This is a genomic window from Vibrio sp. 10N.222.54.A3 (genome assembly GCF_041474095.1).
GTDB classification, from domain to species: domain Bacteria; phylum Pseudomonadota; class Gammaproteobacteria; order Enterobacterales; family Vibrionaceae; genus Vibrio; species Vibrio crassostreae_C.
The window spans coordinates 1-21,677 of record NZ_JBFRTN010000023.1; the positions used below are offsets into that span (position 1 = coordinate 1).

23 protein-coding genes, 1 tRNA gene and 1 other RNA gene are annotated in these 21,677 nt (G+C 44.8%); 18 read left to right on the forward strand and 7 right to left on the reverse strand.

Translation table 11 applies throughout. The annotated features are described in order from the left end of the window. Window positions 1-38 precede the first annotated feature (38 nt). Window positions 39-123: transfer RNA gene (locus tag AB4507_RS06860), tRNA-Tyr, on the reverse strand. 563 nt (window positions 124-686) lie between these two features. Between AB4507_RS06860 and AB4507_RS06865 the strand changes: the two genes are divergently transcribed. From AB4507_RS06865 to AB4507_RS06875, 3 genes are all read left to right on the forward strand, one after another. Beyond that, window positions 687-1,763, forward strand: coding sequence for an efflux RND transporter periplasmic adaptor subunit (locus tag AB4507_RS06865; RefSeq protein WP_102393841.1), 1,077 nt, complete (start codon window positions 687-689; stop codon window positions 1,761-1,763). Further along, window positions 1,763-4,876: a vibriobactin export RND transporter permease subunit VexH gene (vexH, locus tag AB4507_RS06870; RefSeq protein ID WP_017062023.1), complete on the forward strand. Its 3,114-nt coding sequence runs from the start codon at window positions 1,763-1,765 to the stop codon at window positions 4,874-4,876. The genes AB4507_RS06865 and vexH overlap by 1 nt, the downstream gene beginning before the upstream one ends. Before the next feature lie 141 nt (window positions 4,877-5,017). Beyond that, entirely contained in the window at window positions 5,018-5,338 is a 321-nt protein-coding gene (locus AB4507_RS06875; RefSeq protein ID WP_004736423.1) for a DUF1244 domain-containing protein, read from the forward strand. A gap of 90 nt (window positions 5,339-5,428) precedes the next feature. On the opposite strand, the gene AB4507_RS06880 is transcribed toward AB4507_RS06875, so the two are convergent. Beyond that, window positions 5,429-6,496 (reverse strand): PLP-dependent cysteine synthase family protein, encoded by a 1,068-nt coding sequence (locus AB4507_RS06880; RefSeq protein WP_017080370.1) that lies wholly within the window; start codon window positions 6,494-6,496, stop codon window positions 5,429-5,431. 129 nt (window positions 6,497-6,625) lie between these two features. On the opposite strand from AB4507_RS06880, the gene AB4507_RS06885 reads away from it, so the two are divergent. After that, window positions 6,626-7,099: an Lrp/AsnC family transcriptional regulator gene (locus tag AB4507_RS06885; protein ID WP_017078855.1), complete on the forward strand. Its 474-nt coding sequence runs from the start codon at window positions 6,626-6,628 to the stop codon at window positions 7,097-7,099. A gap of 89 nt (window positions 7,100-7,188) precedes the next feature. Beyond that, window positions 7,189-7,854 (forward strand): hypothetical protein, encoded by a 666-nt coding sequence (locus tag AB4507_RS06890; protein WP_372182441.1) that lies wholly within the window; start codon window positions 7,189-7,191, stop codon window positions 7,852-7,854. A gap of 139 nt (window positions 7,855-7,993) precedes the next feature. Here the strand turns inward: AB4507_RS06890 and tesB are convergent, their stop codons facing one another. Then, window positions 7,994-8,854, reverse strand: coding sequence for an acyl-CoA thioesterase II (tesB, locus tag AB4507_RS06895; protein ID WP_029235187.1), 861 nt, complete (start codon window positions 8,852-8,854; stop codon window positions 7,994-7,996). 168 nt (window positions 8,855-9,022) lie between these two features. On the opposite strand from tesB, the gene AB4507_RS06900 reads away from it, so the two are divergent. After that, on the forward strand, window positions 9,023-9,463 hold the full coding sequence (locus AB4507_RS06900; RefSeq protein ID WP_017058951.1) for a YbaY family lipoprotein: 441 nt from the start codon (window positions 9,023-9,025) through the stop codon (window positions 9,461-9,463). A gap of 75 nt (window positions 9,464-9,538) precedes the next feature. Here the strand turns inward: AB4507_RS06900 and AB4507_RS06905 are convergent, their stop codons facing one another. Beyond that, window positions 9,539-9,841 (reverse strand): MGMT family protein, encoded by a 303-nt coding sequence (locus AB4507_RS06905; protein WP_017058952.1) that lies wholly within the window; start codon window positions 9,839-9,841, stop codon window positions 9,539-9,541. A 51-nt stretch (window positions 9,842-9,892) separates the two neighbouring features. On the opposite strand from AB4507_RS06905, the gene AB4507_RS06910 reads away from it, so the two are divergent. After that, the gene (locus AB4507_RS06910; RefSeq protein ID WP_102393843.1) at window positions 9,893-10,636 is read left to right on the forward strand and encodes a hypothetical protein; all 744 of its coding nucleotides are present in this window, start codon (window positions 9,893-9,895) and stop codon (window positions 10,634-10,636) included. A 196-nt stretch (window positions 10,637-10,832) separates the two neighbouring features. Continuing rightward, window positions 10,833-10,929, forward strand: an RNA gene (gene ffs, locus AB4507_RS06915) — signal recognition particle sRNA small type. A 102-nt stretch (window positions 10,930-11,031) separates the two neighbouring features. Here ffs and AB4507_RS06920 read toward each other — a convergent pair. Next, window positions 11,032-11,793 (reverse strand): transporter substrate-binding domain-containing protein, encoded by a 762-nt coding sequence (locus tag AB4507_RS06920; RefSeq protein ID WP_017070266.1) that lies wholly within the window; start codon window positions 11,791-11,793, stop codon window positions 11,032-11,034. Between the two features lie 286 nt (window positions 11,794-12,079). Here AB4507_RS06920 and AB4507_RS06925 point away from each other — a divergent pair, with 286 nt between their 5' ends. The 4 genes from AB4507_RS06925 (at window position 12,080) to AB4507_RS06940 (ending at window position 15,237) form a co-directional block, all read left to right on the forward strand. Then, window positions 12,080-13,129 (forward strand): HlyD family secretion protein, encoded by a 1,050-nt coding sequence (locus AB4507_RS06925; protein ID WP_372104581.1) that lies wholly within the window; start codon window positions 12,080-12,082, stop codon window positions 13,127-13,129. A 72-nt stretch (window positions 13,130-13,201) separates the two neighbouring features. Further along, window positions 13,202-14,215 (forward strand): DUF2955 domain-containing protein, encoded by a 1,014-nt coding sequence (locus AB4507_RS06930; protein WP_017070267.1) that lies wholly within the window; start codon window positions 13,202-13,204, stop codon window positions 14,213-14,215. Continuing rightward, the gene (locus tag AB4507_RS06935; RefSeq protein WP_017062227.1) at window positions 14,178-14,645 is read left to right on the forward strand and encodes a MarR family winged helix-turn-helix transcriptional regulator; all 468 of its coding nucleotides are present in this window, start codon (window positions 14,178-14,180) and stop codon (window positions 14,643-14,645) included. The genes AB4507_RS06930 and AB4507_RS06935 overlap by 38 nt, the downstream gene beginning before the upstream one ends. Before the next feature lie 52 nt (window positions 14,646-14,697). Continuing rightward, window positions 14,698-15,237: a lipocalin family protein gene (locus tag AB4507_RS06940; RefSeq protein WP_017062226.1), complete on the forward strand. Its 540-nt coding sequence runs from the start codon at window positions 14,698-14,700 to the stop codon at window positions 15,235-15,237. A 64-nt stretch (window positions 15,238-15,301) separates the two neighbouring features. Here AB4507_RS06940 and AB4507_RS06945 read toward each other — a convergent pair whose 3' ends face one another. Then, window positions 15,302-15,640: a hypothetical protein gene (locus AB4507_RS06945; RefSeq protein ID WP_081324485.1), complete on the reverse strand. Its 339-nt coding sequence runs from the start codon at window positions 15,638-15,640 to the stop codon at window positions 15,302-15,304. Between the two features lie 236 nt (window positions 15,641-15,876). On the opposite strand from AB4507_RS06945, the gene AB4507_RS06950 reads away from it, so the two are divergent. From AB4507_RS06950 to AB4507_RS06970, 5 genes are all read left to right on the forward strand, one after another. Beyond that, on the forward strand, window positions 15,877-16,710 hold the full coding sequence (locus tag AB4507_RS06950) for an AraC family transcriptional regulator (protein WP_372163971.1): 834 nt from the start codon (window positions 15,877-15,879) through the stop codon (window positions 16,708-16,710). 104 nt (window positions 16,711-16,814) lie between these two features. Continuing rightward, window positions 16,815-17,543, forward strand: a complete 729-nt coding sequence (locus AB4507_RS06955) for an AzlC family ABC transporter permease (protein WP_029235402.1) — start codon at window positions 16,815-16,817, stop codon at window positions 17,541-17,543. A gap of 2 nt (window positions 17,544-17,545) precedes the next feature. Then, on the forward strand, window positions 17,546-17,875 hold the full coding sequence (locus tag AB4507_RS06960; RefSeq protein ID WP_029235401.1) for an AzlD domain-containing protein: 330 nt from the start codon (window positions 17,546-17,548) through the stop codon (window positions 17,873-17,875). A 62-nt stretch (window positions 17,876-17,937) separates the two neighbouring features. Next, window positions 17,938-18,243, forward strand: a complete 306-nt coding sequence (locus AB4507_RS06965) for an NIPSNAP family protein (RefSeq protein WP_017070270.1) — start codon at window positions 17,938-17,940, stop codon at window positions 18,241-18,243. 81 nt (window positions 18,244-18,324) lie between these two features. Then, window positions 18,325-19,098: a viroplasmin family protein gene (locus tag AB4507_RS06970; protein WP_102393677.1), complete on the forward strand. Its 774-nt coding sequence runs from the start codon at window positions 18,325-18,327 to the stop codon at window positions 19,096-19,098. Window positions 19,099-19,283: 185 nt separating this feature from the next. Here the strand turns inward: AB4507_RS06970 and AB4507_RS06975 are convergent, their stop codons facing one another. After that, a complete protein-coding gene (locus AB4507_RS06975; RefSeq protein ID WP_102393678.1) occupies window positions 19,284-20,432 on the reverse strand; it encodes a glycosyltransferase family 4 protein in 1,149 nt (382 codons plus the stop codon). Window positions 20,433-20,748: 316 nt separating this feature from the next. Between AB4507_RS06975 and AB4507_RS06980 the strand changes: the two genes are divergently transcribed. Then, window positions 20,749-21,675, forward strand: coding sequence for a glycosyltransferase (locus AB4507_RS06980; protein WP_017062218.1), 927 nt, complete (start codon window positions 20,749-20,751; stop codon window positions 21,673-21,675). Window positions 21,676-21,677: the final 2 nt, after the last annotated feature.

Sequence of the window (21,677 nt, forward strand, 5' to 3'; positions counted from 1 at the left end):
GGTTGTTCTCTTAACTCTTAAAAGAGGTAAGAAGAATATGGTGGAGGGAGACGGATTCGAACCATCGAAGGCAGTGCCGGCAGATTTACAGTCTGCTCCCTTTGGCCACTCGGGAACCCCTCCAGGGTGTTTTTCCTAACTCATAATGGATAGGCTAAAGAGATGTTTTTCCCAACGCATCTCTCAAGTGCGGAGCGCATCATAGCAAACACGTTAAACCTGTAAAGAGTTTTTCTTATGGTTTTGTGTTGAATGCTGCCTTTTTGGGCAAAGATGGCGAAAAGTACGCATATTGCTCGGGAAGTGAACATCTGTACTAAGGTTTACGTAGTGATAGGTAACACCTTGAGGTAACTCGCTTTCTACATTGTGTTTGGTTTGTGCAATTCGCCAAGAAACGTAAATGGAATTTAATCTAGATTTACACTTCTTGACGTTACAGCATTCATCAGTTGATAGAATACGGTTAATTTCATTTATAGATAATAATACCTATCGTAGTAAGTAACTTGTCATTCTAGCTTGCTAAAATGCTCGAGAACAGCGTCAGATATTTTGATTGTAGAATAACTACTTATCGAAACTATCTGTTGAAAAGAGCTGCCTTGTTCTCAAGCCTTTTCCCTACGCTATTTCTGACCACTTACTCACTGTGATTGGTATAAACTTACTTGCAGACCATTATTATGAAGCGTAAATCTGTTTTAACCCTGCTTAGCTTGTCTATTCTTATGGCGTCTCCAGCCGTACTCGCTAAACGTATGGGCCCAAGCACTGTCACTGTTGTTACTGAGCAGGTTGATATTCACCAAGTTAGCCAATCTCTTTCGTTGGTCGGTAAGCTAGAAGCCGAGCAATCGGTAATGATCACTTCTGAAGTGGCTGGCAGAGTGGACTCTATCAACATTAAAGCCAATCAAGATGTCACTAAAGGGCAGATGTTGGTTCAACTCGACGATGACAAAGCAAAAGCGGCAGTTGCAGAAGCGCAAGCTTATCTAAAAGACGAGCAACGTAAGCTAGCGGAATTTCAACGCCTAGTGAAACGTAACGCGATCACGCAAACTGAAATTGACGCTCAGAAAACGAACGTAGAGATTGCCAACGCTCGTTTAGCTGCTGCAAATGCCAATCTGAAAGATCTTCACATCAGCGCGCCATTCTCGGGCACTGTTGGTTTTATCGACTTTAGCCGCGGTAAAATGGTGACAGCAGGTACTGAACTCGTGACCTTAGATGACCTATCGGTAATGCAATTAGATCTGCAGATCCCGGAGCGCTACCTTTCTAAACTGTCTAAAGGTATGAAAGTAACGGCTCGCACTAGCGCATGGGGCGACACTCAGTTCACTGGTACTGTGGTAGGCATTGATTCTCGTATTAACGCTGAAACCTTGAACCTTCGAGTTCGAATCCACTTCGACAACAATAATGATTATCTAAAGCCAGGTATGTTAGTGGCGGCGGATATGGACTTCCCACCAGTGGAAGCGCCAATCATTCCAGTTCAAGCGCTTGAGTATTCAGGTACGAAGCGTTTCGTTTATGTTATCGACGAAGATAATAAAGCAACTCGTACAGAAGTTTTCCTTGGGGCACGTATCGATAACGAAGTCGTGATCGACAAAGGCATCGAAATTGGCCAGAAGATCGTGGTGCAAGGTATCGTGAACATGCGTGACGGCGTCTTGGTTCAAGAGCTTGCCGTTAATCGCCCAGCTGATGCAGCAAGTGATAAAAAAGCACAAGAAGGCGCTAACTAATGTTGTTATCTGATGTTTCTGTAAAGAGACCAGTAGCGGCCGTCGTATTGAGCCTACTATTGGTTGTGTTTGGTATTGTCTCTTTCAATAAGCTCGCGGTTCGTGAGATGCCAGATATTGAAAGCCCGGTAGTATCGATCAGTACTCGTTATGAGGGTGCGTCTGCCACCATCATTGAAAGCCAAATAACCTCCAACCTTGAAGACCAGTTATCCGGCATCAGTGGTATCGATGAGATCGAATCCACAACGCGTAACGGTATGTCGCGTATCACGATTACTTTTGAGCTTGGTTACGACCTCAATACCGGTGTGAGTGATGTTCGTGATGCTGTAGCTCGTGCGCAGCGTTCATTGCCAGATGAAGCCGACGACCCAATTGTTTATAAGAACAATGGTAGTGGTGAAGCTTCGGTCTACATCAACTTAAGTTCGACGGAGATGGACCGAACGCAGTTAACCGACTACACCGAACGTGTGTTGATTGACCGCTTTAGTTTGATTTCTGGCGTGAGCTCGGTGGATATCTCAGGTGGCTTGTACAAAGTAATGTACGTGAAGCTGAAACCTGCGCAGATGGCGGGTCGTGGCGTTACTACCTCGGACATCACTTCTGCTCTGAACAGTGAGAACATTGAAAGCCCAGGTGGTGAAGTACGTAACGATGCGATTGTGATGTCGGTTCGTACTGCTCGTTCTTACACTGAAGCGGAAGATTTCGAATATCTAGTCGTTAAACGTGCCTCTGATAACACACCTATCTACTTGAAAGACGTAGCGGATGTTTACATTGGCGCAGAAAACGAGAACTCGACCTTTAAGAGTGACGGCGTTGTTAACGTAAGTATGGGTATCGTGCCTCAGTCAGATGCGAACCCACTTGAGGTGGCTGACTTAGTCCATAAAGAAGTCGAAGCAATTCAAAAGTTCTTGCCAGACGGTACTCGTTTGGCTGTCGACTATGACTCAACTGTCTTTATCGACCGCTCAATCTCTGAGGTTTACAGCACGCTCTTTATCACGGGCGGCTTGGTTATCCTTGTGCTTTATATCTTTATTGGTCAAGCACGTGCAACACTTATTCCAGCGGTAACCGTACCTGTATCTCTGATCTCGTCGTTTATTGCCGCGTACTACTTCGGTTTCTCTATCAACCTGATTACCTTGATGGCACTTATCCTGTCGATTGGTTTGGTGGTAGATGATGCGATCGTGGTGGTTGAGAACATTTTCCACCATATTGAACGTGGTGAGTCACCGCTGCTTGCGGCCTATAAAGGTACTCGTGAAGTAGGCTTCGCGGTAATCGCAACAACGCTTGTATTGGTAATGGTATTCCTACCAATCTCGTTCATGGACGGCATGGTTGGCCTATTGTTTACCGAGTTTTCTGTATTGCTTGCGATGTCGGTGATCTTCTCGTCGCTAGTCGCATTAACGCTAACGCCAGTGCTAGGCAGTAAGATCCTTAAAGCGAACGTTAAACCAAACCGTTTCAATTTGTTTGTCGAGCGCGTATTTGGCAAGCTTGAGTCTGGATACCGCGCGGTATTGCGCCGTGCTCTTAACTGGCGTTGGGCCGCTCCAATCATCATTATCGCGTGTATGGGCGGTAGTTATGGCTTGATGCAACAAGTGCCGTCGCAACTGACGCCACAAGAAGACCGTGGTGTTATATTTGCGTTTGTTCGTGGTGCCGATGCAACCAGTTACAACCGTATGTCTGCCAACATGGACATCGTTGAAGAACGCTTAATGCCATTGCTTGGTCAGGGCTTCTTGAAGTCATTCAGTATTCAATCACCAGCGTTTGGTGGTAATGCGGGTGACCAAACGGGCTTCGTAATCATGATCCTAGAAGACTGGGATGAGCGTGACGTTACCGCACAAGAAGCGTTGAACGAAGTTCGTAAATCGTTGAACGGCATTCCAGATGTGCGTGTATTCCCGTTCATGCCGGGCTTCAAAGGTGGTTCAAGTGAGCCTGTTCAATTCGTACTTGGCGGTTCTGATTACTCTGAACTTCAGAAGTGGGCAGAGCTCTTAAAGCAAGCGGCTGAAGATTCTCCAATGATGGAAGGTGCGGACATCGATTACTCTGAGAAAACACCAGAGCTATTGGTAACCGTAGATAAGCAGCGTGCAGCAGAGCTAGGTGTTAGCGTTTCAGACATTTCAGATACGTTAGAAATCATGCTTGGCGGCCGCAGTGAAACGACCTTCGTTGACCGTGGTGAAGAGTACGACGTGTATCTGCGTGGTGATGAAAACAGCTTCAACAACGCGAACGATCTAAGCCAAATCTACATGCGAACTCAGTCTGGTGAGCTGGTTACACTTGATACGCTGACGCACATTGAAGAAGTGGCTTCATCGATTCGTTTGTCGCACTACAACAAGCAGAAATCGGTGACCATTAAAGCGAACCTAATGGAAGGTTACACGCTGGGTGACGCGCTCGATTTCCTTGATGAACAAGCGATTGAACAGCTACCGGGTGATATTTCAGTGAGCTACTCTGGCGAGTCAAAAGACTTTAAAGAGAACCAATCAAGTATCCTAGTGGTGTTTGCGCTAGCGATGCTGGTCGCATACTTGGTACTGGCCGCGCAGTTTGAAAGCTTCATTAACCCGCTGGTGGTGATGTTCACCGTACCTATGGGTATCTTCGGTGGCTTCTTAGGCTTGGTGCTGATGAGTCAAGGGCTCAACGTCTACAGCCAGATTGGTATGATCATGTTGATCGGTATGGTAACCAAAAACGGTATCTTGATCGTAGAGTTTGCTAACCAACTTCGTGACCGTGGTATTGAGTTTGAAAAGGCGATCATTGATGCTTCTGCTCGACGCTTACGTCCAATCATGATGACGGCATTCACGACGCTGGCTGGTGCAATTCCATTGATTACTTCAACGGGCGCAGGCTATGAAAGCCGAGTGGCTGTGGGTACGGTTATCTTCTTCGGTATGGGCTTCGCGACATTGGTAACTCTGTTCGTTATCCCTGCGATGTACCGACTGATTTCAGGATCAACACGCTCTCCGGGTCACGTGGAAGCAGAACTTAATAAAGAGCTTAGCCATGACAACGTGGGAAGAACCTCTCACGGTTAATGAACACGCACGATTAATGAACACGGAATAGTGTAACAATATTGAAAAGCCTGCGTTTGCTCCTAGCGAATTGCAGGCTTTTTTTGTATAACAAACAGAGCTCAACGAATTAATACAATAGATCGAATAAAGGAAAGTAAAGTGGCTGAATTTAAATACAAAGATCTTTCTCAAGAAGAACAAGATAAGCTGGATGCAGCAACCTTTCGTCGCCTGCTAGCACACCTAGATAACAATAAAGATGTGCAGAACATCGATCTGATGATCTTGGCTGGCTTCTGCCGAAACTGTTTCAGTAAATGGTACAAAGCGGAAGCAGAGCAACAAGGCTTAGACTTGGATATCGATGACGCTCGTGAGCGTGTATACGGCATGACTTACGATGAGTGGAAACAAAACCATCAACCAAAAGCGACGCCTGAACAACTTGCGGCATTTGAAGCGAAGCAGAAGCCAGAGTAATTTGTTCTCGTTAGTGGCTGATTAATAGAATGAATAAACAAAAAGGGCCCATCAAGGGCTCTTTTCTATTTCGAACTATCGGTTTTGAACTTAAGCCAACTCACCCGTTTGCGAGAAAGCTTCTAACTTCGCTGCATAAGGTTGTAGGTCACCGATATTCAGATTTACCCACTCGTCATTGAAGTAAGTATCTAGGTAACGCTCACCGCTGTCACATAGCAAAGTCACGATAGAACCTTTTTCGCCACGCGCTTTCATTTCACTGGCTAACTGAAGCACACCGTACATGTTAGTACCGGTTGATGCGCCAACCTTGCGACCAAGAATGTCAGATAACCAATGTGTCGTTGCGATACTTGCTGCGTCTGGGATTTTTCGCATTTCGTCAACCACACCAGGAATGAAGCTTGGCTCTGCTCGTGGGCGACCAATACCTTCAATCTTGCTGAATGTATTGCCTTTCACGTTCGCATTGCCTGTTTGGAAGTATTCGTGGAATACAGAGTTCTCAGGGTCGACAACACAAAGCTTAGTTTCATGCTGTTGGTAGCGAATGAAACGGCCAATCGTCGCTGAAGTACCGCCAGTACCTGGGCTCATTACTACCCAAGCTGGAACTGGGTGATCTTCCATCTGCATTTGATTGAAAATCGAGTTCGCGATGTTGTTGTTACCACGCCAGTCGGTTGCGCGCTCAGCGTAAGTAAATTGGTCCATGTAATGACCATTCAGCTCTTCTGCTAAACGGCGAGACTCATCATAAATTTCATCTGAGCGGTCAACAAGATGCGCTTGGCCTCCGTAGAATTCAATCTGCTCAATTTTCTTCTTCGCTGTGCACTTTGGCATCACTGCGATAAACGGAAGACCTAGTAGGCGAGCAAAGTACGCTTCAGATACCGCAGTGCTACCCGATGAAGATTCAATGATCGTTGTTTCTGGGCCAACCCAACCGTTACAGATAGCGTATAAGAACAGAGAACGCGCTAAGCGGTGCTTCAAAGAGCCTGTTGGGTGTGTGCTTTCATCTTTAAGGTAAACATCAATGCCTTCGATACTTGGTAGTTCGAGCTTGATAAGGTGCGTATCCGCTGAGCGTTGGTAATCGGCTTCAATTTTACGAATCGCGTTATTAATCCATTGATGGTCAGTGCACATAAGCGTTCTCCTGATCGAGTGTAGGAATTCTTTGTAATTGGTATGGTTCTAATTTAGCTACAATTGGAGAGAAAAACTTTGCCATATTTGCTTTGTTTTGCTTAAATTGTAGAAAATAATTCTCTTTAAATGCGATTTGGTGAAAGTGTGATAGATGCCGTAGATAAAAAAATATTAGGATTACTGCAAGAAGACAGCACTCTGTCATTGAATGACATTTCTGAAGCAGTCAATCTCACCACAACGCCTTGCTGGAAAAGACTTAAGCGCCTCGAAGAGAACGGCATTATTGAGAAAAGAGTGGCGTTACTGAATCCCGAAAAGCTCGATCTTTCTTTTACCGCGTTCGTATTGATTAAAACCAGTGATCATTCTCACGAGTGGTATGGTCGTTTTGTGAATACTGTGTCGGAGTTTCCAGAAGTGATGGAGTTCTATCGCATGGCTGGCGAATATGACTATATGATGAAGGTTCAGGTGAAAGACATGAAGTGCTTTGATGATTTCTACAAGCGCTTGGTGAATAGCATTGATGGTATCTCTAATGTGACCTCGACATTTGCGATGGAACCATTGAAGTACACGACAGCATTGCCGCTTTAAGCTACGCCTAGTTACGCATTAACAATCGTCTGAGCTTAACTATCGTCTCAGTTTAGATATCGCCTCTGCGATAAAGAAAAGGATTATTCATGTTTGCAAAAGTATCTACCGCTATCCAGCTGGTACTGGCGGTCGCCATTTTTTACTTGGGTTACACCATCTACTCATTGACTAATAAAGTCGGTGAAATCGTTGATACTTACCCGCAAGTTATCGAAGACATATCGGGCCTCACCAAAGGGCTCAAAGTAGAAGAGCTATTAGCGCTTGCAGAACATGTCAGCGATCTTGCTCCTCAAGTTTTGAACACAGTCGAAGAGGTCAGAAAGACGATCGATGATGTGAATCAAACCGTAGCCTCGGTCGACAACAAAATCCCTGCGATATTAGATGAAGTGAAAAATGTTCGAACGGAAGTCGAGCAGGTAAGAACCGATGTTATTCCACCAACATTAACTGAATTAAAGAGATACCGCGTAGACGTAATGCCACCAATGCTCGCTGAAAGTAAGTCTTACCGCGAACAGACTATTCCTGTCATCGTCACGGAATCTGAAATGCTACGAGCGGAAGTCCCAGGTATTTTGGCACAAGCTAATTTGTTGGCAGATAAGAGTCAAGCTTTGGCTCAGGACGCTGCAGAAGGCGCTGTGAAAGGTGTGGTGCTATCACCATTTAACCTTCTGCGAGATGCCGGAGATGGCATCAAAACACGAGTACAGAGCGAGTTTGAGCCTACGCTAGAAGCAGAATAGATTTTAGTCACTCTTAAGTGACGGATTTTCGTTAGTGTTATAAAAAAGAGAGGCTAGGTATTAAACCTAGCCTCTCTTTTTGTTTTCTCGTACATATTTTGGGCTTATAAAAAGCGTTTATTCGCTATTTATTTGAGCGTTATTTAGTAAAGCGCATCACACCTTCTTGTACTGCTGTCGCTACGAGCTCACCTTTCTGATTAAAAATTTCGCCGCGCACTAGGCCGCGAGTGTTCGCTGCCGTTGGGCTTTCAATCGCATAAAGCAGCCATTCGTCCATTTTGAATGGGCGGTGGAACCAGATTGAGTGGTCAATCGTCGCCACTTGAAAATTTGGCGTCATGATAGAGACTTCATGTGGGTGAAGCGCCGTCACTAAGAATCCCCAATCCGATGCGTAGGCAAGCAGGTATTGGTGGATCAAGTGGTTGTCTGGCATCGCGCCATTCGCTCTTACCCAAAGGTATTGTTTCGCTTCCGTCTTCTTAGGTTTCAGTGGGTTTACCACCGTCACCGGACGCATCTCAATCGGCTTTTCGCCACAGAAGGTTTTGCGCAGTTTCTCTGGTAAGAATTCCGCAATGTGGCTCGCTAATTCAGTTTCTGAGGCAAAGTTCTCTGGTCCCGGAATATCAGGCATTGAAATCTGGTGCTCAAACCCTGGCGCATCGCCATGATAAGAAGCAGTGAGATAGAAAATAGGGCGGCCATTTTGAATCGCTTTTACACGGCGTGTGCTAAAGCTGCGTCCATCTCGTAGGTTCTCAACATCGTAAATGATTGGCTTTTCAGGATCGCCGGGAAACAGAAAATAACTGTGGAACGAGTGAACACTACGGTCGTCTTGAACGGTATAACGAGCAGCAGAAAGCGCTTGTCCCAATACCTGACCGCCGTATACCTGTGGTAGGCCTAGGTTCTCACTTTGCCCACGGAATAAACCTTCTTCCAGTTTTTCTAGCTGAAGTAAACTTAGTAATTCTTGTAAAGGTTGACTCATCGCCAGCATTCCTCTTCGTAAAATGGGTGTCAGATTATGGTGTTAATCATTTAGCTTAGTCAGATATCTGTCAATAAATCATAGGGTTTCAAGACAGAATATGAAAGCTCTCTTATAATTGGTGAGTAGATTTGCCGAGTCCGGCAAATATGTTGAGAGAAATTGAATATGAAAAAGGCTCTAATTCTTATTACGTCTTTAGTATCGTTTGGTCTACTTGTTGGTTGCCAAGCAACATCAGAAACGAGCGCTTCTCAAGAAGTGGTTGCAGAGAACACTCAAGTGATTTCAGGAACAGTAAGCTACCGTGAAAGAATTGCATTGCCAGAGAATGCAGTGGTTACCGTTACGCTAGAAGATATCTCACTGGCTGATGCACCATCGACGGTTATCGCAACTCAAGAGTTCACCACAGACGGTAAGCAAGTACCGTTCGCATTCGAGCTGAGCTACGACAACGACAAAATTAAAGCTAACCACCGTTACAACATGCGCGCATCGATTCATGTTGACGGTAAACTGCGTTTCATAACGGACACGATTAAGTCAGTAATTACTGATGTAGAAAATACACAGCAAGCAGACCTACGTTTGGTTGGTGTTCGTTAATCAGAAATCGATGCCACTGTTAAGGCATCTTGATTGGCTTAACTTAGCCAGTTGAATTGACGATTAGTGGCAGCTCTAGGGCTGCCATTTGTATATTCTGAGTTTAACTTTTCCTGCATCACTCACCTCAACCCCTTCTTTAACCAAATGCTGCTTTTGTCTGTCGAACGAATCAGCCTTTAAAGATATTTCACCCTTGCTGTTTATCACTCGATACCAAGGCAGTTTGCTACCTTCTGGCAGGTTACCCAGCGCTTTACCAACATGGCGCGCATAGCCCGGAAATCCTGAAAAACGTGCTATGTCTCCATAAGTTGTTACTTTTCCATATGGAATTTGGTGAATCACAGCAAAGATTTGGCTCAAAAATTGGTCCATACTAAATGTTCCTAGTTCATAAATACCACGGATCGGTAGAAGGAGAGGGCTATGGTATTTACAACGTTTCAGTTCTTGATAACCACATTATTAGCGGTTGTCTGCGCGAGAGCAATCAGTTTAAGTGAGGGAGATATCCCAGTACTTGCAATGGTCATTCCTGCTTTATGGATTTTGCCGCAAGGAGGCATCGCAGGATTAGCTTTGCTTGTCTCCATGACCACTTATGGATTAACGCTACCGCTACAACCCATCACGCTATCAGTCAGCGTATGGGTATTATTCCCACTATTGATGGTGGTCTTTTCAAAACGCAGCAGTTTGTCGGTCGTGATTATTTCTGGCTTGATCGTCGCAACGCTACAAGTCGGGATTATGGTCACGCAATCTGCAGGTAAGCTTGAAGGCGTCCCGTGGGTTACCACACTTCAAACCTTATCAATCATCGTGATTTGGTGGGCGGCAAATCATCTTAAGCCTGCTAGCCGACACAGCTGGTGGTCATTAGGCTTAATACTTCCATTATGGATAGCCGATTTACCTTATGCCGCTTTGGTTGCCTTGTGTGTAACGGGCATCATGGCATCGATGGAAACGCTGACGCGCTTGAAAACCTTCCGCTGGAATAAACTACTGTGTTGGACACTGCCAACGGTTGGTTTTGCGGCTTTGGTGATTACTCCAAGCATCGAAGTACCGAGCCCAGTCTTTGTGGTGTGGTTGTGTCTATTAGGTACCGCGTGGATGACAGACTACATCATTCGCACAGAAGATAACGAAGACATCGATATCTAGTACTCCAGCAATCCAAACCTTCCAAATGCAGGTAAATGGTGAATTTACCTGCGATTTTCTAATGGTTTGAATAAAGGATAAGCACTTAGACCGCAATTGTTCAAAAATAGGGTGGAAGGGCTTGCAATGGTTGCTGTGATGCTTAATAATCCAATCACTCTTTGAGGCAAGCCTCTTAGAAAACGAATCTATGGGGGCCTGGTCCTCCCGCAACAATAGCTCGTGAACTCGGTCAGGCCTGGAAGGGAGCAGCCGCAGCGAGTGACTTGTGTGCCGGGATGTGGCTGGGTTCCCACCCCTTAAAAAAGCCGCTCTTTATGAGCGGCTTTTTGCTATCTGATGCTTTCTAAAGTGAACACAGTTCGCAATTAGTTTAGTCCACACTGCATACCAAACTATTCGTAAATGCTGTATGAAAAATACTTACTTGCGATTTTTTGATGCTGACCATTGTCGATCAAGCGCTGGATACCGTCATCAATAAGATCTTTGAGTTCATTATCTTGTTTTCGTACCGCGACACCAATACCACGCCCGAACCATTTTTCTTCTGTAAATTTAGGACCCGTAAAGTGGTAGTCCTTACCTTGCTCCGTTTCAAGAAAGCCCGTATTGAGTCCCATAGAACCACCAAACACGCTATCTAGGCGCCCGTTGAGTAAATCGGTAAAGGCTTCGTCGAATGATCCATAACGCTTGATATCTACATTTGGGTAGATCTCGGAAAGGTATTTGTCACCAATGGTAGCGCGCTGAACTCCAATTGTTAGTTCATTTAAGCTGCCGTCATCCATATTGATTTCACGCCCTTTTTCCATGACAAAACGAGTGGGAACTTTAGCGTAAGGCATCGTGAAGTTAACTTTCTTTTCACGTTCTTCGGTAATTGTCATAGCCGCTATAATTGCATCGTTTTTACGGCTTAAAAGCGAAGGGATAATCCCGTCCCAGTCAGTTTTTGAGATGATACATTTTACTTCTAATTCGACACACAAGGCGTTGGCTAAATCGACTTCAAACCCCTCTAATTCACCATCTTGCGTTGTCCAGCTGAATGGTGGGTATGCTCCTTCCACCGTAAATCGGATTTGCTTCCAATCTTTTGCGTAAGTAAATACTGAGAAAACACTGACGAATACAACAAATATCCACTTCATTTTTATTTCCTTATAGTTTTAATGGATAAGTTGGTTAATCAAATGTTAAAGAGTATCAATGTTAATGCATATCATTGTGAGCAAAGGCATTAGATAACTTCTGGAACTCTTGCTTCCCAAACTAACTACACGACTTTTTCTTATCTAAATTTCTATTTATATCTTTCATAAACAGTAGCTTGCTGTACTTCTCGCAAGATCTTTAAGATACTCACCTTTGATTTATGTTGCATCTGAAACAAAAATCAATACAATGAGCGCATTATTTTGTTGTAGGTGAAACATTATGGCTAATAAAGCGTATCAATGGATGCTCTATCTAACACTTGGCACCAGTGCCTTGTTTGCTCTTTTCTTGGTGGCAAGTGACAACCTTGCGCCGTTCACAACTCAAGCTCAATTGCACATTCCAACCAGCCGTATTGCTGCAGAAGTGTCGGCGCCAGTGGTGGAGTTGGCTGTTAAGAATGGTCAGGATGTAAAAAAAGGGGAACTGCTAGTTCGCTTAGATCCAACTCGTTTTGAATTGGCGTTAACTCAGGCTGAAGCGGCTTTGGTTGAAGCAGAGCAAAGCTATGAAGCAAACAAGCAGCACTTGCATGGCGCGGAAGCGACGTTACGTCAGCGCCAACACGAAGCTCTGAATGCCGAGAGAAAATTGAAGCGTAACCAGCAATTGATTTCGAGAAAACTTGTTAGCCAAGAAACGCTAGACGATAGCCGATCGGACACGATTGTAAGACAGCAAGCCGTCGAAGCTGCGCAAGCCGATATTGAGCAGATAAAAGCTGAGCTTGAGAAAAGCAGCGACAACGGTGCTTTGGCTGTTGCTCGAACTCGCGTTGAACTGGCGCAATTGGATTTGGGCAAAACGACAATCGTCGCGCCTGTTGATGGCGTAATCAGCAATCTCAACCTTAACTCAGGAACCTATGTTGGCGCTGGCAGCCCCGTTTTGTTTTTGGTTGATCGCCAGCATGCTTGGATTAACGCAGACTTCAACGAAAAGGGCAGTGCAAATCTGACTGCGGGAACAACCGTTCGTTTGGTGTTTGATGCAATGCCTGGTGAGGTGTTTGAGGGAAATATTCAAGGTCGTGAACTGGCTATCTATGATGCGAGCAGCGACAACAGCGGCCTCGCGAAAGTCGTGAATGATGATCGCTGGATTCGAGACCAACAAAAAGTGCGTACACAAGTAACGTTGCCGTCACTTGATCACTCATTGTTCTCAGGCTCTAAAGTGAGCGTGATGGTGGTGCCTGAAGCGACGTTTTGGGATGTGATCGGAAGTGCATGGATGGAAGTGCTAGCTCGCATTCGTTACCTAGTTTAACTGTGCTCTTCAATCATCGACTAACTGACTACCCACTGACGAAATAACGATTTACGACCTAAGAGGCAGATTATGAATAACGAAGTTCGAGGCCCGATTAACTGGTCTGAAGTAGCTTGGATCAGCGCTATCGTGTCTTTGGGTATGTTGGCTCAACTTTGGCTACAGCTAGGTGTTGCGGCGTACCTCGCTCTTTATCCGGTAATGGCGGCGACCAAGATTAACGACTACTCAGTGAGAGGTATGCTCAAAGCGTTTCTCCCTATCTTGGGTGTCGCTTGTGTGGCTCTGCTTGTCGATCAGTTATTTGCCTCACACCCGGCAGTGGTTTGGGGGATCAGTTTATGGGTATTTGATTTAGCAAGAAGGTGGGCCGACACGCCTGCCAAACTTGGGAAAATCTACATCCCATTGCTCAATTGGTTTTTGGTGATTGTGTTTGCACAACATGGCCCAATGCCGATGACGGACTGGGTTCGCGATATAGCAGTGAGCATGGTGACGACCATGGTTGTGGTGAGATTTGTGATGCTGTTCTTAAAGCCGCCCAAAGCGATGTCGCCGCTGCCAATGCAAAGTGTTCCTGTGACGTACCAGCAGCGAGTGATATATGTGGTCATGCTTGGAGTTGGTTTAGCATTTTTGATGATGGTCGATTTGATTGCCGCGACGTTCTGTATGATGCCTGTGATTATTGCGGCTGCGCAAAGTGAACGCATGAACTATCAAATGGTGGTGAAAAACTGTTTACAAGCCCACGTTGGTGGTTGTGCATTGGCGTTGGTCTTCGTAACCTTGTTAGCGGGGCAACACTCCTATAATTGGGTGTATATCATTGGACTAACAAGCTTGGTGACCATGATAGCAATTTGGATCAGCGGCAGTCGTGGTGGCGTGCGAGGTATGCATACTGAAGCGATGTTAGGAACTATGCTACCATTGCAACTCTATGTTTCAGCAACCGATCTTGGTTTGCAAGATACCTACTTTCGTGCAGAGTTAATGTCCATCGTGTTGGTATTATTAGTGGTCTGCCAAGGAATTATATATGGAAAATCAACCAGCATTATCCATCACCGGAATTGATGCACTCGACAGCAATCCTATGTTCTTAATGGGCTTTGCTTACAAACAGTTTCGAGCTCAAGTCACCGCTGAGATGGGCACCACTTCGGGCATTTCTCTAGAGATGTTTGGTGCGCTTCGAGTGTTAGATAAGCATGGCAAAATCACTCAGCAAGAGTTAACCAATTACTTGCTTCGAAATCGCTCTGTGACCAAGCGTTTGGTTGATAACGCGATTAAGCTGAACCTTATTGAGGCCAGCAAGAGTGAAACGAACAAAAAGGTAAAACTTCTTTCTTTAACGGAAGAGGGCAAGAAGCTTGCCGAATATTGTGAGCCTATGGTCGATAGTATCAGCGAGCAGTTTCAGAGTGCGTTGAGTGAAGACGAATCCAAGCAGTTACAGACCTTGTTGGCTAAGCTTGTAAAAACAGACCAATTCGTCGACTGATTATGCGATCGAAGGTGTGGGTCTAATAACAATCGAATAAAGAGTAAGTGACATGACATACAAAATATTAGCGATGCTAATGATTAAGCTGTTGTTTACGTTTCGTGGCAGTAAACCTACGTCTAAAATCCCCGCCTCTGACTTTGATGCCGAACGCTTCGCTGGTACATGGTATTCCGCTTGTTTTATCCCGCATCCATTGCAATCAAAGCTCGGTTCTTTGTCGTTTAGCTTTTTATTTGAATCTGACGGTAATCTTAAGCTGACAACTCGAGGCTACAACGCGAAAAAGAATGAGTGGAAGACCAAAGAACAAGCCGCAACATTTAAGGGCTCTCAAACCGAAGCGTGGTTTTCAGTCGAAGCGAATAGCCCTTATGAGAAGCAGAGAAAGGTAATTTTCTTGAATGAAGATTACACTCAGGCTTTGTTGGTGGGTCCTACCAAAAATACCTTACAGATCTTGTATCGCACTGCAGAGTTCACCAAACAAGACTTAGACTCGCTGATTGAACGGGCACAGAGCATGGGTTTTAAAACCAGTAAGCTAGTTCGTGTGTCACAACATATCAATGATGTGCCTGAACAATAAAGTAAGTTCGGCTAGTCCTGACTAGGTAGCTCGGCTAATAAGCAAACAACATTGCTAACCCGTTCTAATTCGCTGGCAACACCACTGCCGACGCTTCTTCCTCTGAATCTTCTTTGCCTTCTACTTGGTCAGCAACCCAATCGATTGTCTTGGTTAAATAAAGCTTATTAGTTTCGGTGTCACACCAACTTTTTGATAACCCTCTTCGATTGAATTCACTGCCAATTGCTGCGAGTGTCTGGTTGCTTGAGCGCCCGTAATACAAGGTGTCGCACAGTTGCAGGTCCGACATCGATTGAGGATATGTATTGACTGACGAGGAGTTCATGCTCAGTGCTTTGGATTGGTTATGAGTGCACCCTGCTAGGCTCAGGAAAAAGAAAAGGATCAGTGTATTTTTCATGGTGTATCAGGTCTGTTGCCGATGATTTGCAGACAGTATTGGCGTGTATGATTAAATTATTGTCAATTTTTTGCCAACTAGTTATAGACCAAGACTTTCCTCCCAGTTAGAAAGCGTTATTAAGCCAACGACAAAAACAGTATTAACAAACAAAAGCGCAATTTTGTACAAAAGCTGAAAGAGACTATAGAGTAGACTGATAAGTCGCTCGATAATTAACAGGCTTAGGAATTGTTATGGAGAACAATAAACGCTCTAAAGAAAAGGCCGAGTATAAGATAACCGAAGAGCTCGGCGGCCTTGAAATTCTTAATGCTGAATACGAAAAGCAGAACTTCTCGCGCCACAGCCACGAGGGCTACACGCTGGGAGTCATCGAGCAGGGCGCTCAGCGTTTCTATCGAACGGGCGGGCATCATATAGCACCACAAGATGCGATTATTCTGGTCAATGCCGACGAAGTTCATAGCGGTCACTCTGCCACTGAAGGTGGTTGGGCATATCGAGCCATGTATCCTCTCCCAGAGCAACTTGCCAAGATCACTCAGGAGCTTAACCTACCGAACTACGGCGCGCCTTACTTCCCAAGAGCGGTTGTTGAAGACCCTGAACTCGCTAATCAATTGAGATTAGTCTTTAACACGATTGATGAATCTGACAATCGCTTGTTAAGAGAAACCTTGATGTACGGGATGTTGGTTAAACTGATTAGCCGACACGGAAAATCGCCGCTTAACCCTCAACTCGATGGGAAAACTCAACGCCAACTTGTCTTAGTGAAAGAGTTCTTAGATGACTTTCCACAAGCCGATGTGTCCCTAGAGGAGCTGTCTAAGTTAGCGGCATTGAGCCCGTTTCACTTAGTGCGTTCTTTTCAAAAAGAGTTTGGTCTTCCGCCACATGCGTATCAAATCCAATCTCGGTTAAGGCTTTCGCGTAAGTTATTGAAACAAGGACATACCATTTCAGACACCGCGCAAGAGTCTGGCTTTCACGACCAAAGCCATTTTCATCGACACTTCAAAAAGGCCAATGGCTACACGCCGGGGCAATACATTAAAATGCTCTAAATCGGACACCTTAATTGGTTCGCGAAATCGAGCAAGTTTGTACAATCGAACCGACTCCACTCTTCTTACATTGAATAGCGAATGTAAAGAGAGAAAAGAATGATATGGATAGTGAAACAATGGATAGACGAACACAGTTATGGAAAGGCGTTTTAGCGGGAATGCCTTTGAGTATTGCGGTAATCCCTTGGGGAATTCTAGCCGGTTCATATGCGATAGATGCCGGATTGAATCAACTTCAAGCGCAAGCGATGTCGGCTATTTTGTTTGCTGGCTCAGCGCAACTTGTCGCTGCGGGTATGTTCAAAGCGGGTATTGGTTTAGGCACTATGTTGTTGACCACACTGTTCATCACCTCAAGACACTTTCTGTATAGCGTATCGATGCGTGACAAAATTAGCCATCTTCCTGCGCGTTGGCGTCTATTACTCGGATTTTGGCTCACCGATGAGCTGTTCGCGATTTGTAGTGGGCAGTCTCAGAAAGAATTTAATCGCTGGTATGCTGCGGGTGTAGGCGGCGGTTTTTATCTCGTTTGGAATATTGCGAGCTTTGTCGGCATTGTCGCGGGAAGCCAAATTCCTTCGCTTAATGAGATTGGGCTCGACTTCGCGGTCGCAGCAACCTTTATCGCTTTGGTGTTCCCATTAATCCGAACTCTACCCGTCGTTGTGTGTGTTGTGGTTTCATTGGTCACTTCGGTTGCCATGTCGGTTAACAATATTGAGGGCGGGCTAATGATTGCAGCGATTGCAGGTATGTTAGCGGGCTTTTTGAGTGAATCGTTCCAAGAGCGAAACAACGGTAACAAGACAATCGTGGAGGGGAAATAGAGATGATTTGGTTAACGATATTCCTCATGACTGCGATTGTTTTCTTTAGTCGGTATCTGTTTCTTGAGCCTGCAATCCCGCTTCGACTCAATCAAACCGCAAGGCGCCTATTGCGCTATTCAAGCCCAGCGGTGCTGACTGCGATTTGGGGGCCAATTGTATTTGCTCCTGAACAAACATTTTGGCCAAGCCTTGAAAACCCATACTTGATAGGCGCGGTGGTGACTGGCTTATTGATTTGGAAAACAGGCAATGTGCTACTAACGATCGGAGTTAGCATGGCGGTGTTTTTGTTCTATAACCTTGTCGCGGTTGATTACCTTTTCTCGTGAGCTTCAACTTCAATGTCAACTTAGGCTTTGTGTTTCTCCTATTATTTAAGGGCTGTATAAATATGATTACTTGTTATGTTCGATATGTGATTGATCCTAAAAAGGTAAATGAGTTTGAGGCATACGCAAAAATGTGGATTCCTCTGGTCGCTAAATTCGGGGGCCAACACAATGGTTATTTCTTACCGTCGGAAGGGGCGAACAATATTGCCTTGGCGCTGTTTACCTTTGAAAGTTTGGCTGCCTATGAAGAGTATCGGATTAAATCGTTGAACGATGCTGAGTGTATTAAAGCGTTTGAATTTGCAGACGAAGTTGATTGCATCGTGAGTTATGAACGCAGCTTTTTTAGACCTGTTTTAGAGTGATAGACCTTGCAACGTATAGCGTGGTGGCATCTAATGTACTGATTCACTGTTTGTGTGTTTAGGTTTTGGTAAGGAGTTAGTTTGGCTAAGAAATATTATGTGGTTTGGAAAGGTCGCACACCGGGTATTTTTACCACTTGGAACGAGTGTAAATCCCAAGTCGATGGTTTCGCTGGTGCGAGATATAAATCGTTTCCAACACTAGACGAGGCTGAGTCTGCTTTCGGTGGTAAAACGTCGTCTGCGTCAGGTTCTACTGCGAAAAAGCCAAGCTCTGCGGGTAAGTCGACGAAAGCTAAGGTGCCGCCTCTTTCGGAGCAGCAAATCACAGATATGCCTTTTGATATCAAGATCTTTACCGATGGTGCGTGTGAACCAAACCCTGGTGAAGCAGGGACGGGGTTAGCGGTATACCAAAACAACCAATTAACCGAATTGTGGTATGGCTTGTATCAACCTGTTGGTACCAATAATACCGCTGAGTTGCATGGCCTTAAACAGGCGTTTTTGCTCGCAAAAGAGAAGCTAAACGCGGGTCTGTCTGTAGCGATCTATTGTGACTCTAAGTACTCGATAGATTGTATTACTAAGTGGGCAACGGGTTGGGAGAAAAAGGGCTGGACTAAGTCGGGCGGCGAGATCAAAAACCTCGATATTATTAAGCCGGCGTATGCGCTCTACCAAGAGCTGGCTTCAAAAATTACCATCTACCATGTGAACGGACACGTTGGTATTGAAGGTAACGAATTGGCCGATAGAATGTCGATTGTGGCTATTTCATCGAAAGAGCAACAACTCGCTCAATATCGTGACATCGACGATATTGAGTCTATTTTGGCACTGCGAGCAGGCTAGTTAGACTTCTTAATGAAAAGCTACTGAAAGCATAAGTCGCGATCATTGGGCAGTGCTAAGTTGAGCGTTACATTTCAAATTGATGTAGCGCTCTTTTGTTTTTGTGGTGCTCCGTTTTCTTATGGTGCATAGTCGTTCTTGTGAGACGCAGCAGCCCTTGCGATGCTTACTGCCTGAGTTCATCCTTATTGAGCAGGGTTCTCTATCCAACGAGATAATTGCTGAGCTTGTTTGATCGAATTAAAACTGTCTTTCACTCTCTCACGTGCCTTTAAACTCATCGATGTTTTATCGTTACTGCTCAGCTGCGCGAAACGCTCAATCGCTTCTCTTAATTCTTCCACGTTTTTTTCGCTAACCACAAAACCTGTCTCTGGTGAGACGATCTCTTTGCATCCCATGATGTTGGTGGTAATGACTGGCGTTCCCACAGCCATCGCTTCTTTTAAAACCAGAGGCCCTGTATCCACACATCCGGTTTCGGAAAAACAGAAGGGCGCGATTAGGCTGTCATAATTCGATAGTTTCTCTTTCACCCATTCATGAGGCTTAGCGCCAAGAAAGGTCACGTTTCGAGTGAGCCCATTTTCTTTGACCTGTAACTTTAATTGTTGCTCTAAATCGCCAGTACCGATGATATCGAGATGAATGTCGAGAGGTTCGGCAATCGGCGCCAATGCATCAATAAGATGGTGGATACCTTTTTGCTCCACTAATCGGCCAAGGAAAATAAAGCGAAGTTGCTTCGTTTCGGTTTTTGGGTTGAGTTGGAACTGTTTGGTATTAACTCCGCAATGCAGGAGCTTAATGTTTCCTTTCGCCATGGTATTGAAGTCAGCAAGCATGTCTTTACACACTGCAACCACAAAATCACTCGATGAGATTTTATGTTCAATGTCATAAGCGAACTCGTAAACATCATGACCATGAGCAACGAACGAACAGGTGATATTCAGCAGCTTTGCCGCGACGATGGCGTGAGCTGTGGTGTGCTGACAGAAATGCGCATGTACGTGTTCGACGTCGTTTTCCGCGAGTTGCAGCGCTAATTTAAACCCATAAGCGAACAGTGACTTTTTCGGCATGCTGGTTTGCTTAGAAATAAATGAGACAGCCTTGATGAAACCTATCCAGTTAATGCTGGCGACTTTACCCTTCCGAACATTTTTACCTATTTCGACAATGTCGTAGTCGAACTGTTTTTCACTGTTTTCAATTTTGAACGTCATTACACACACATCGTGCCCACACGCTTTCACAGAGTCGACTTCTGTTTGAATGAAGGTCTCACTGAGTACTGGGTAGGTTGGCGCCACAAATGCTACTTTCTTCATTCCTTACTCCTCAAATCCATATGACTAAAGCTATCAAGCCAAGGTAATAACCAATAAAGCAAGATACGAACCAAGATCGAATCGTAGCTTTGGAGGGCTTTCTGATTGCTTTTCGAAGGTTACCCCTTAAGAGGTGGCTCGTTTTCTCAAATTGATAATCAAATTGGAGTTGCAGTTTTTTTGAACATCTGTGTTTGGTCGTCATTTTGAGAATGGACGCGTAGGTGACTGATATAGAGGTGATTTTGTAGTAAGACACTCTCGGCATAGAACATGCAACGTCAGCCATATAACGTATAAATCTGAGGGCGTCATTATGGCTAAAGTAAGTGTTGTTATTCCTACCTACAATTGTTTGGATTACCTGCCGAAAGCGATTGGTAGTGTACTAAAGCAGACTCATCAAGATGTTGAGCTGATTGTCATTGACGATAACAGTAACGATGGAACGTCGACGTATCTTGCTTCTATAGACGATGAACGCATTATTACGTTGTCCACATTGGGTGTTGGTGCGCCTCAAGCGAGAAACCTAGGGATTGAAAAGGCGACCGGTGAATACATCGCTTTTTTAGACGCAGACGATTTCTGGTTTCCTGAAAAAATTGAGCGCCAACTCGAATTTCATCAACGTTACCCTGATCTCGCGATGAGCTTTACTAACTACGAGCATCTTACTGAAGATTACCAAGTAATAGTCGACTGCTTTAGTTACTGGTCGCAGTTTCAAGATCAAGATGAGCTGTTCATCAATATCGAGAACCCGTTGGAGTTCATCATAGAAAATAACGTGATTGGAACATCAACGGTCATGGTGAAAGCGGATGTGTTTTCTCAAACAGACAGTTTCAATGCTGACATCAAGTATGGGGAAGATTGGGAACTGTGGCTTCGAATGAGTGAAAACCATCAGATCGGTGTGTTGAACTCGGTGCAGGTTGGCTACTTGATGAGAGCGAGCTCTGTTACCCAAACTGAAAGTCTTAAATTGAGAAATTTGCAGTCTATAGAGACTATTCTTCAACATTACCAAAATGACAGTCAACGATGGAATCTACCCACTTCTAGCTTCAAAATCGCAAAGGCGAGAATACTGGAAGGTTATGCTGACTATTATCGAGGTTTACAACAGAATAGACAGGCTATTGCCTACAGTTTCCGTTCTTTGGTCATGTCACCTCAAAAACGCACATTGCGACACCTAATTGGAGACTGTAAAAGTTTCCTAAAGCCAGCTTGGTAAGG

What these genes read in the sequence shown, in the direction of transcription:
- AB4507_RS06865 (WP_102393841.1), top strand. Translation starts at nt 687, where the DNA reads ATGAAGCGTAAATCTGTTTTAACCCTGCTTAGCTTGTCTATTCTTATG.
- vexH (WP_017062023.1), top strand. Translation starts at nt 1,763, where the DNA reads ATGTTGTTATCTGATGTTTCTGTAAAGAGACCAGTAGCGGCCGTCGTA.
- AB4507_RS06880 (WP_017080370.1), bottom strand. Translation starts at nt 6,496, where the DNA reads ATGTGCACTGACCATCAATGGATTAATAACGCGATTCGTAAAATTGAA.
- AB4507_RS06885 (WP_017078855.1), top strand. Translation starts at nt 6,626, where the DNA reads ATGCGATTTGGTGAAAGTGTGATAGATGCCGTAGATAAAAAAATATTA.
- AB4507_RS06890 (WP_372182441.1), top strand. Translation starts at nt 7,189, where the DNA reads ATGTTTGCAAAAGTATCTACCGCTATCCAGCTGGTACTGGCGGTCGCC.
- tesB (WP_029235187.1), bottom strand. Translation starts at nt 8,854, where the DNA reads ATGAGTCAACCTTTACAAGAATTACTAAGTTTACTTCAGCTAGAAAAA.
- AB4507_RS06900 (WP_017058951.1), top strand. Translation starts at nt 9,023, where the DNA reads ATGAAAAAGGCTCTAATTCTTATTACGTCTTTAGTATCGTTTGGTCTA.
- AB4507_RS06905 (WP_017058952.1), bottom strand. Translation starts at nt 9,841, where the DNA reads ATGGACCAATTTTTGAGCCAAATCTTTGCTGTGATTCACCAAATTCCA.
- AB4507_RS06910 (WP_102393843.1), top strand. Translation starts at nt 9,893, where the DNA reads ATGGTATTTACAACGTTTCAGTTCTTGATAACCACATTATTAGCGGTT.
- AB4507_RS06920 (WP_017070266.1), bottom strand. Translation starts at nt 11,793, where the DNA reads ATGAAGTGGATATTTGTTGTATTCGTCAGTGTTTTCTCAGTATTTACT.
- AB4507_RS06925 (WP_372104581.1), top strand. Translation starts at nt 12,080, where the DNA reads ATGGCTAATAAAGCGTATCAATGGATGCTCTATCTAACACTTGGCACC.
- AB4507_RS06930 (WP_017070267.1), top strand. Translation starts at nt 13,202, where the DNA reads ATGAATAACGAAGTTCGAGGCCCGATTAACTGGTCTGAAGTAGCTTGG.
- AB4507_RS06935 (WP_017062227.1), top strand. Translation starts at nt 14,178, where the DNA reads ATGGAAAATCAACCAGCATTATCCATCACCGGAATTGATGCACTCGAC.
- AB4507_RS06940 (WP_017062226.1), top strand. Translation starts at nt 14,698, where the DNA reads ATGACATACAAAATATTAGCGATGCTAATGATTAAGCTGTTGTTTACG.
- AB4507_RS06945 (WP_081324485.1), bottom strand. Translation starts at nt 15,640, where the DNA reads ATGAAAAATACACTGATCCTTTTCTTTTTCCTGAGCCTAGCAGGGTGC.
- AB4507_RS06950 (WP_372163971.1), top strand. Translation starts at nt 15,877, where the DNA reads ATGGAGAACAATAAACGCTCTAAAGAAAAGGCCGAGTATAAGATAACC.
- AB4507_RS06955 (WP_029235402.1), top strand. Translation starts at nt 16,815, where the DNA reads ATGGATAGTGAAACAATGGATAGACGAACACAGTTATGGAAAGGCGTT.
- AB4507_RS06960 (WP_029235401.1), top strand. Translation starts at nt 17,546, where the DNA reads ATGATTTGGTTAACGATATTCCTCATGACTGCGATTGTTTTCTTTAGT.
- AB4507_RS06965 (WP_017070270.1), top strand. Translation starts at nt 17,938, where the DNA reads ATGATTACTTGTTATGTTCGATATGTGATTGATCCTAAAAAGGTAAAT.
- AB4507_RS06975 (WP_102393678.1), bottom strand. Translation starts at nt 20,432, where the DNA reads ATGAAGAAAGTAGCATTTGTGGCGCCAACCTACCCAGTACTCAGTGAG.
- AB4507_RS06980 (WP_017062218.1), top strand. Translation starts at nt 20,749, where the DNA reads ATGGCTAAAGTAAGTGTTGTTATTCCTACCTACAATTGTTTGGATTAC.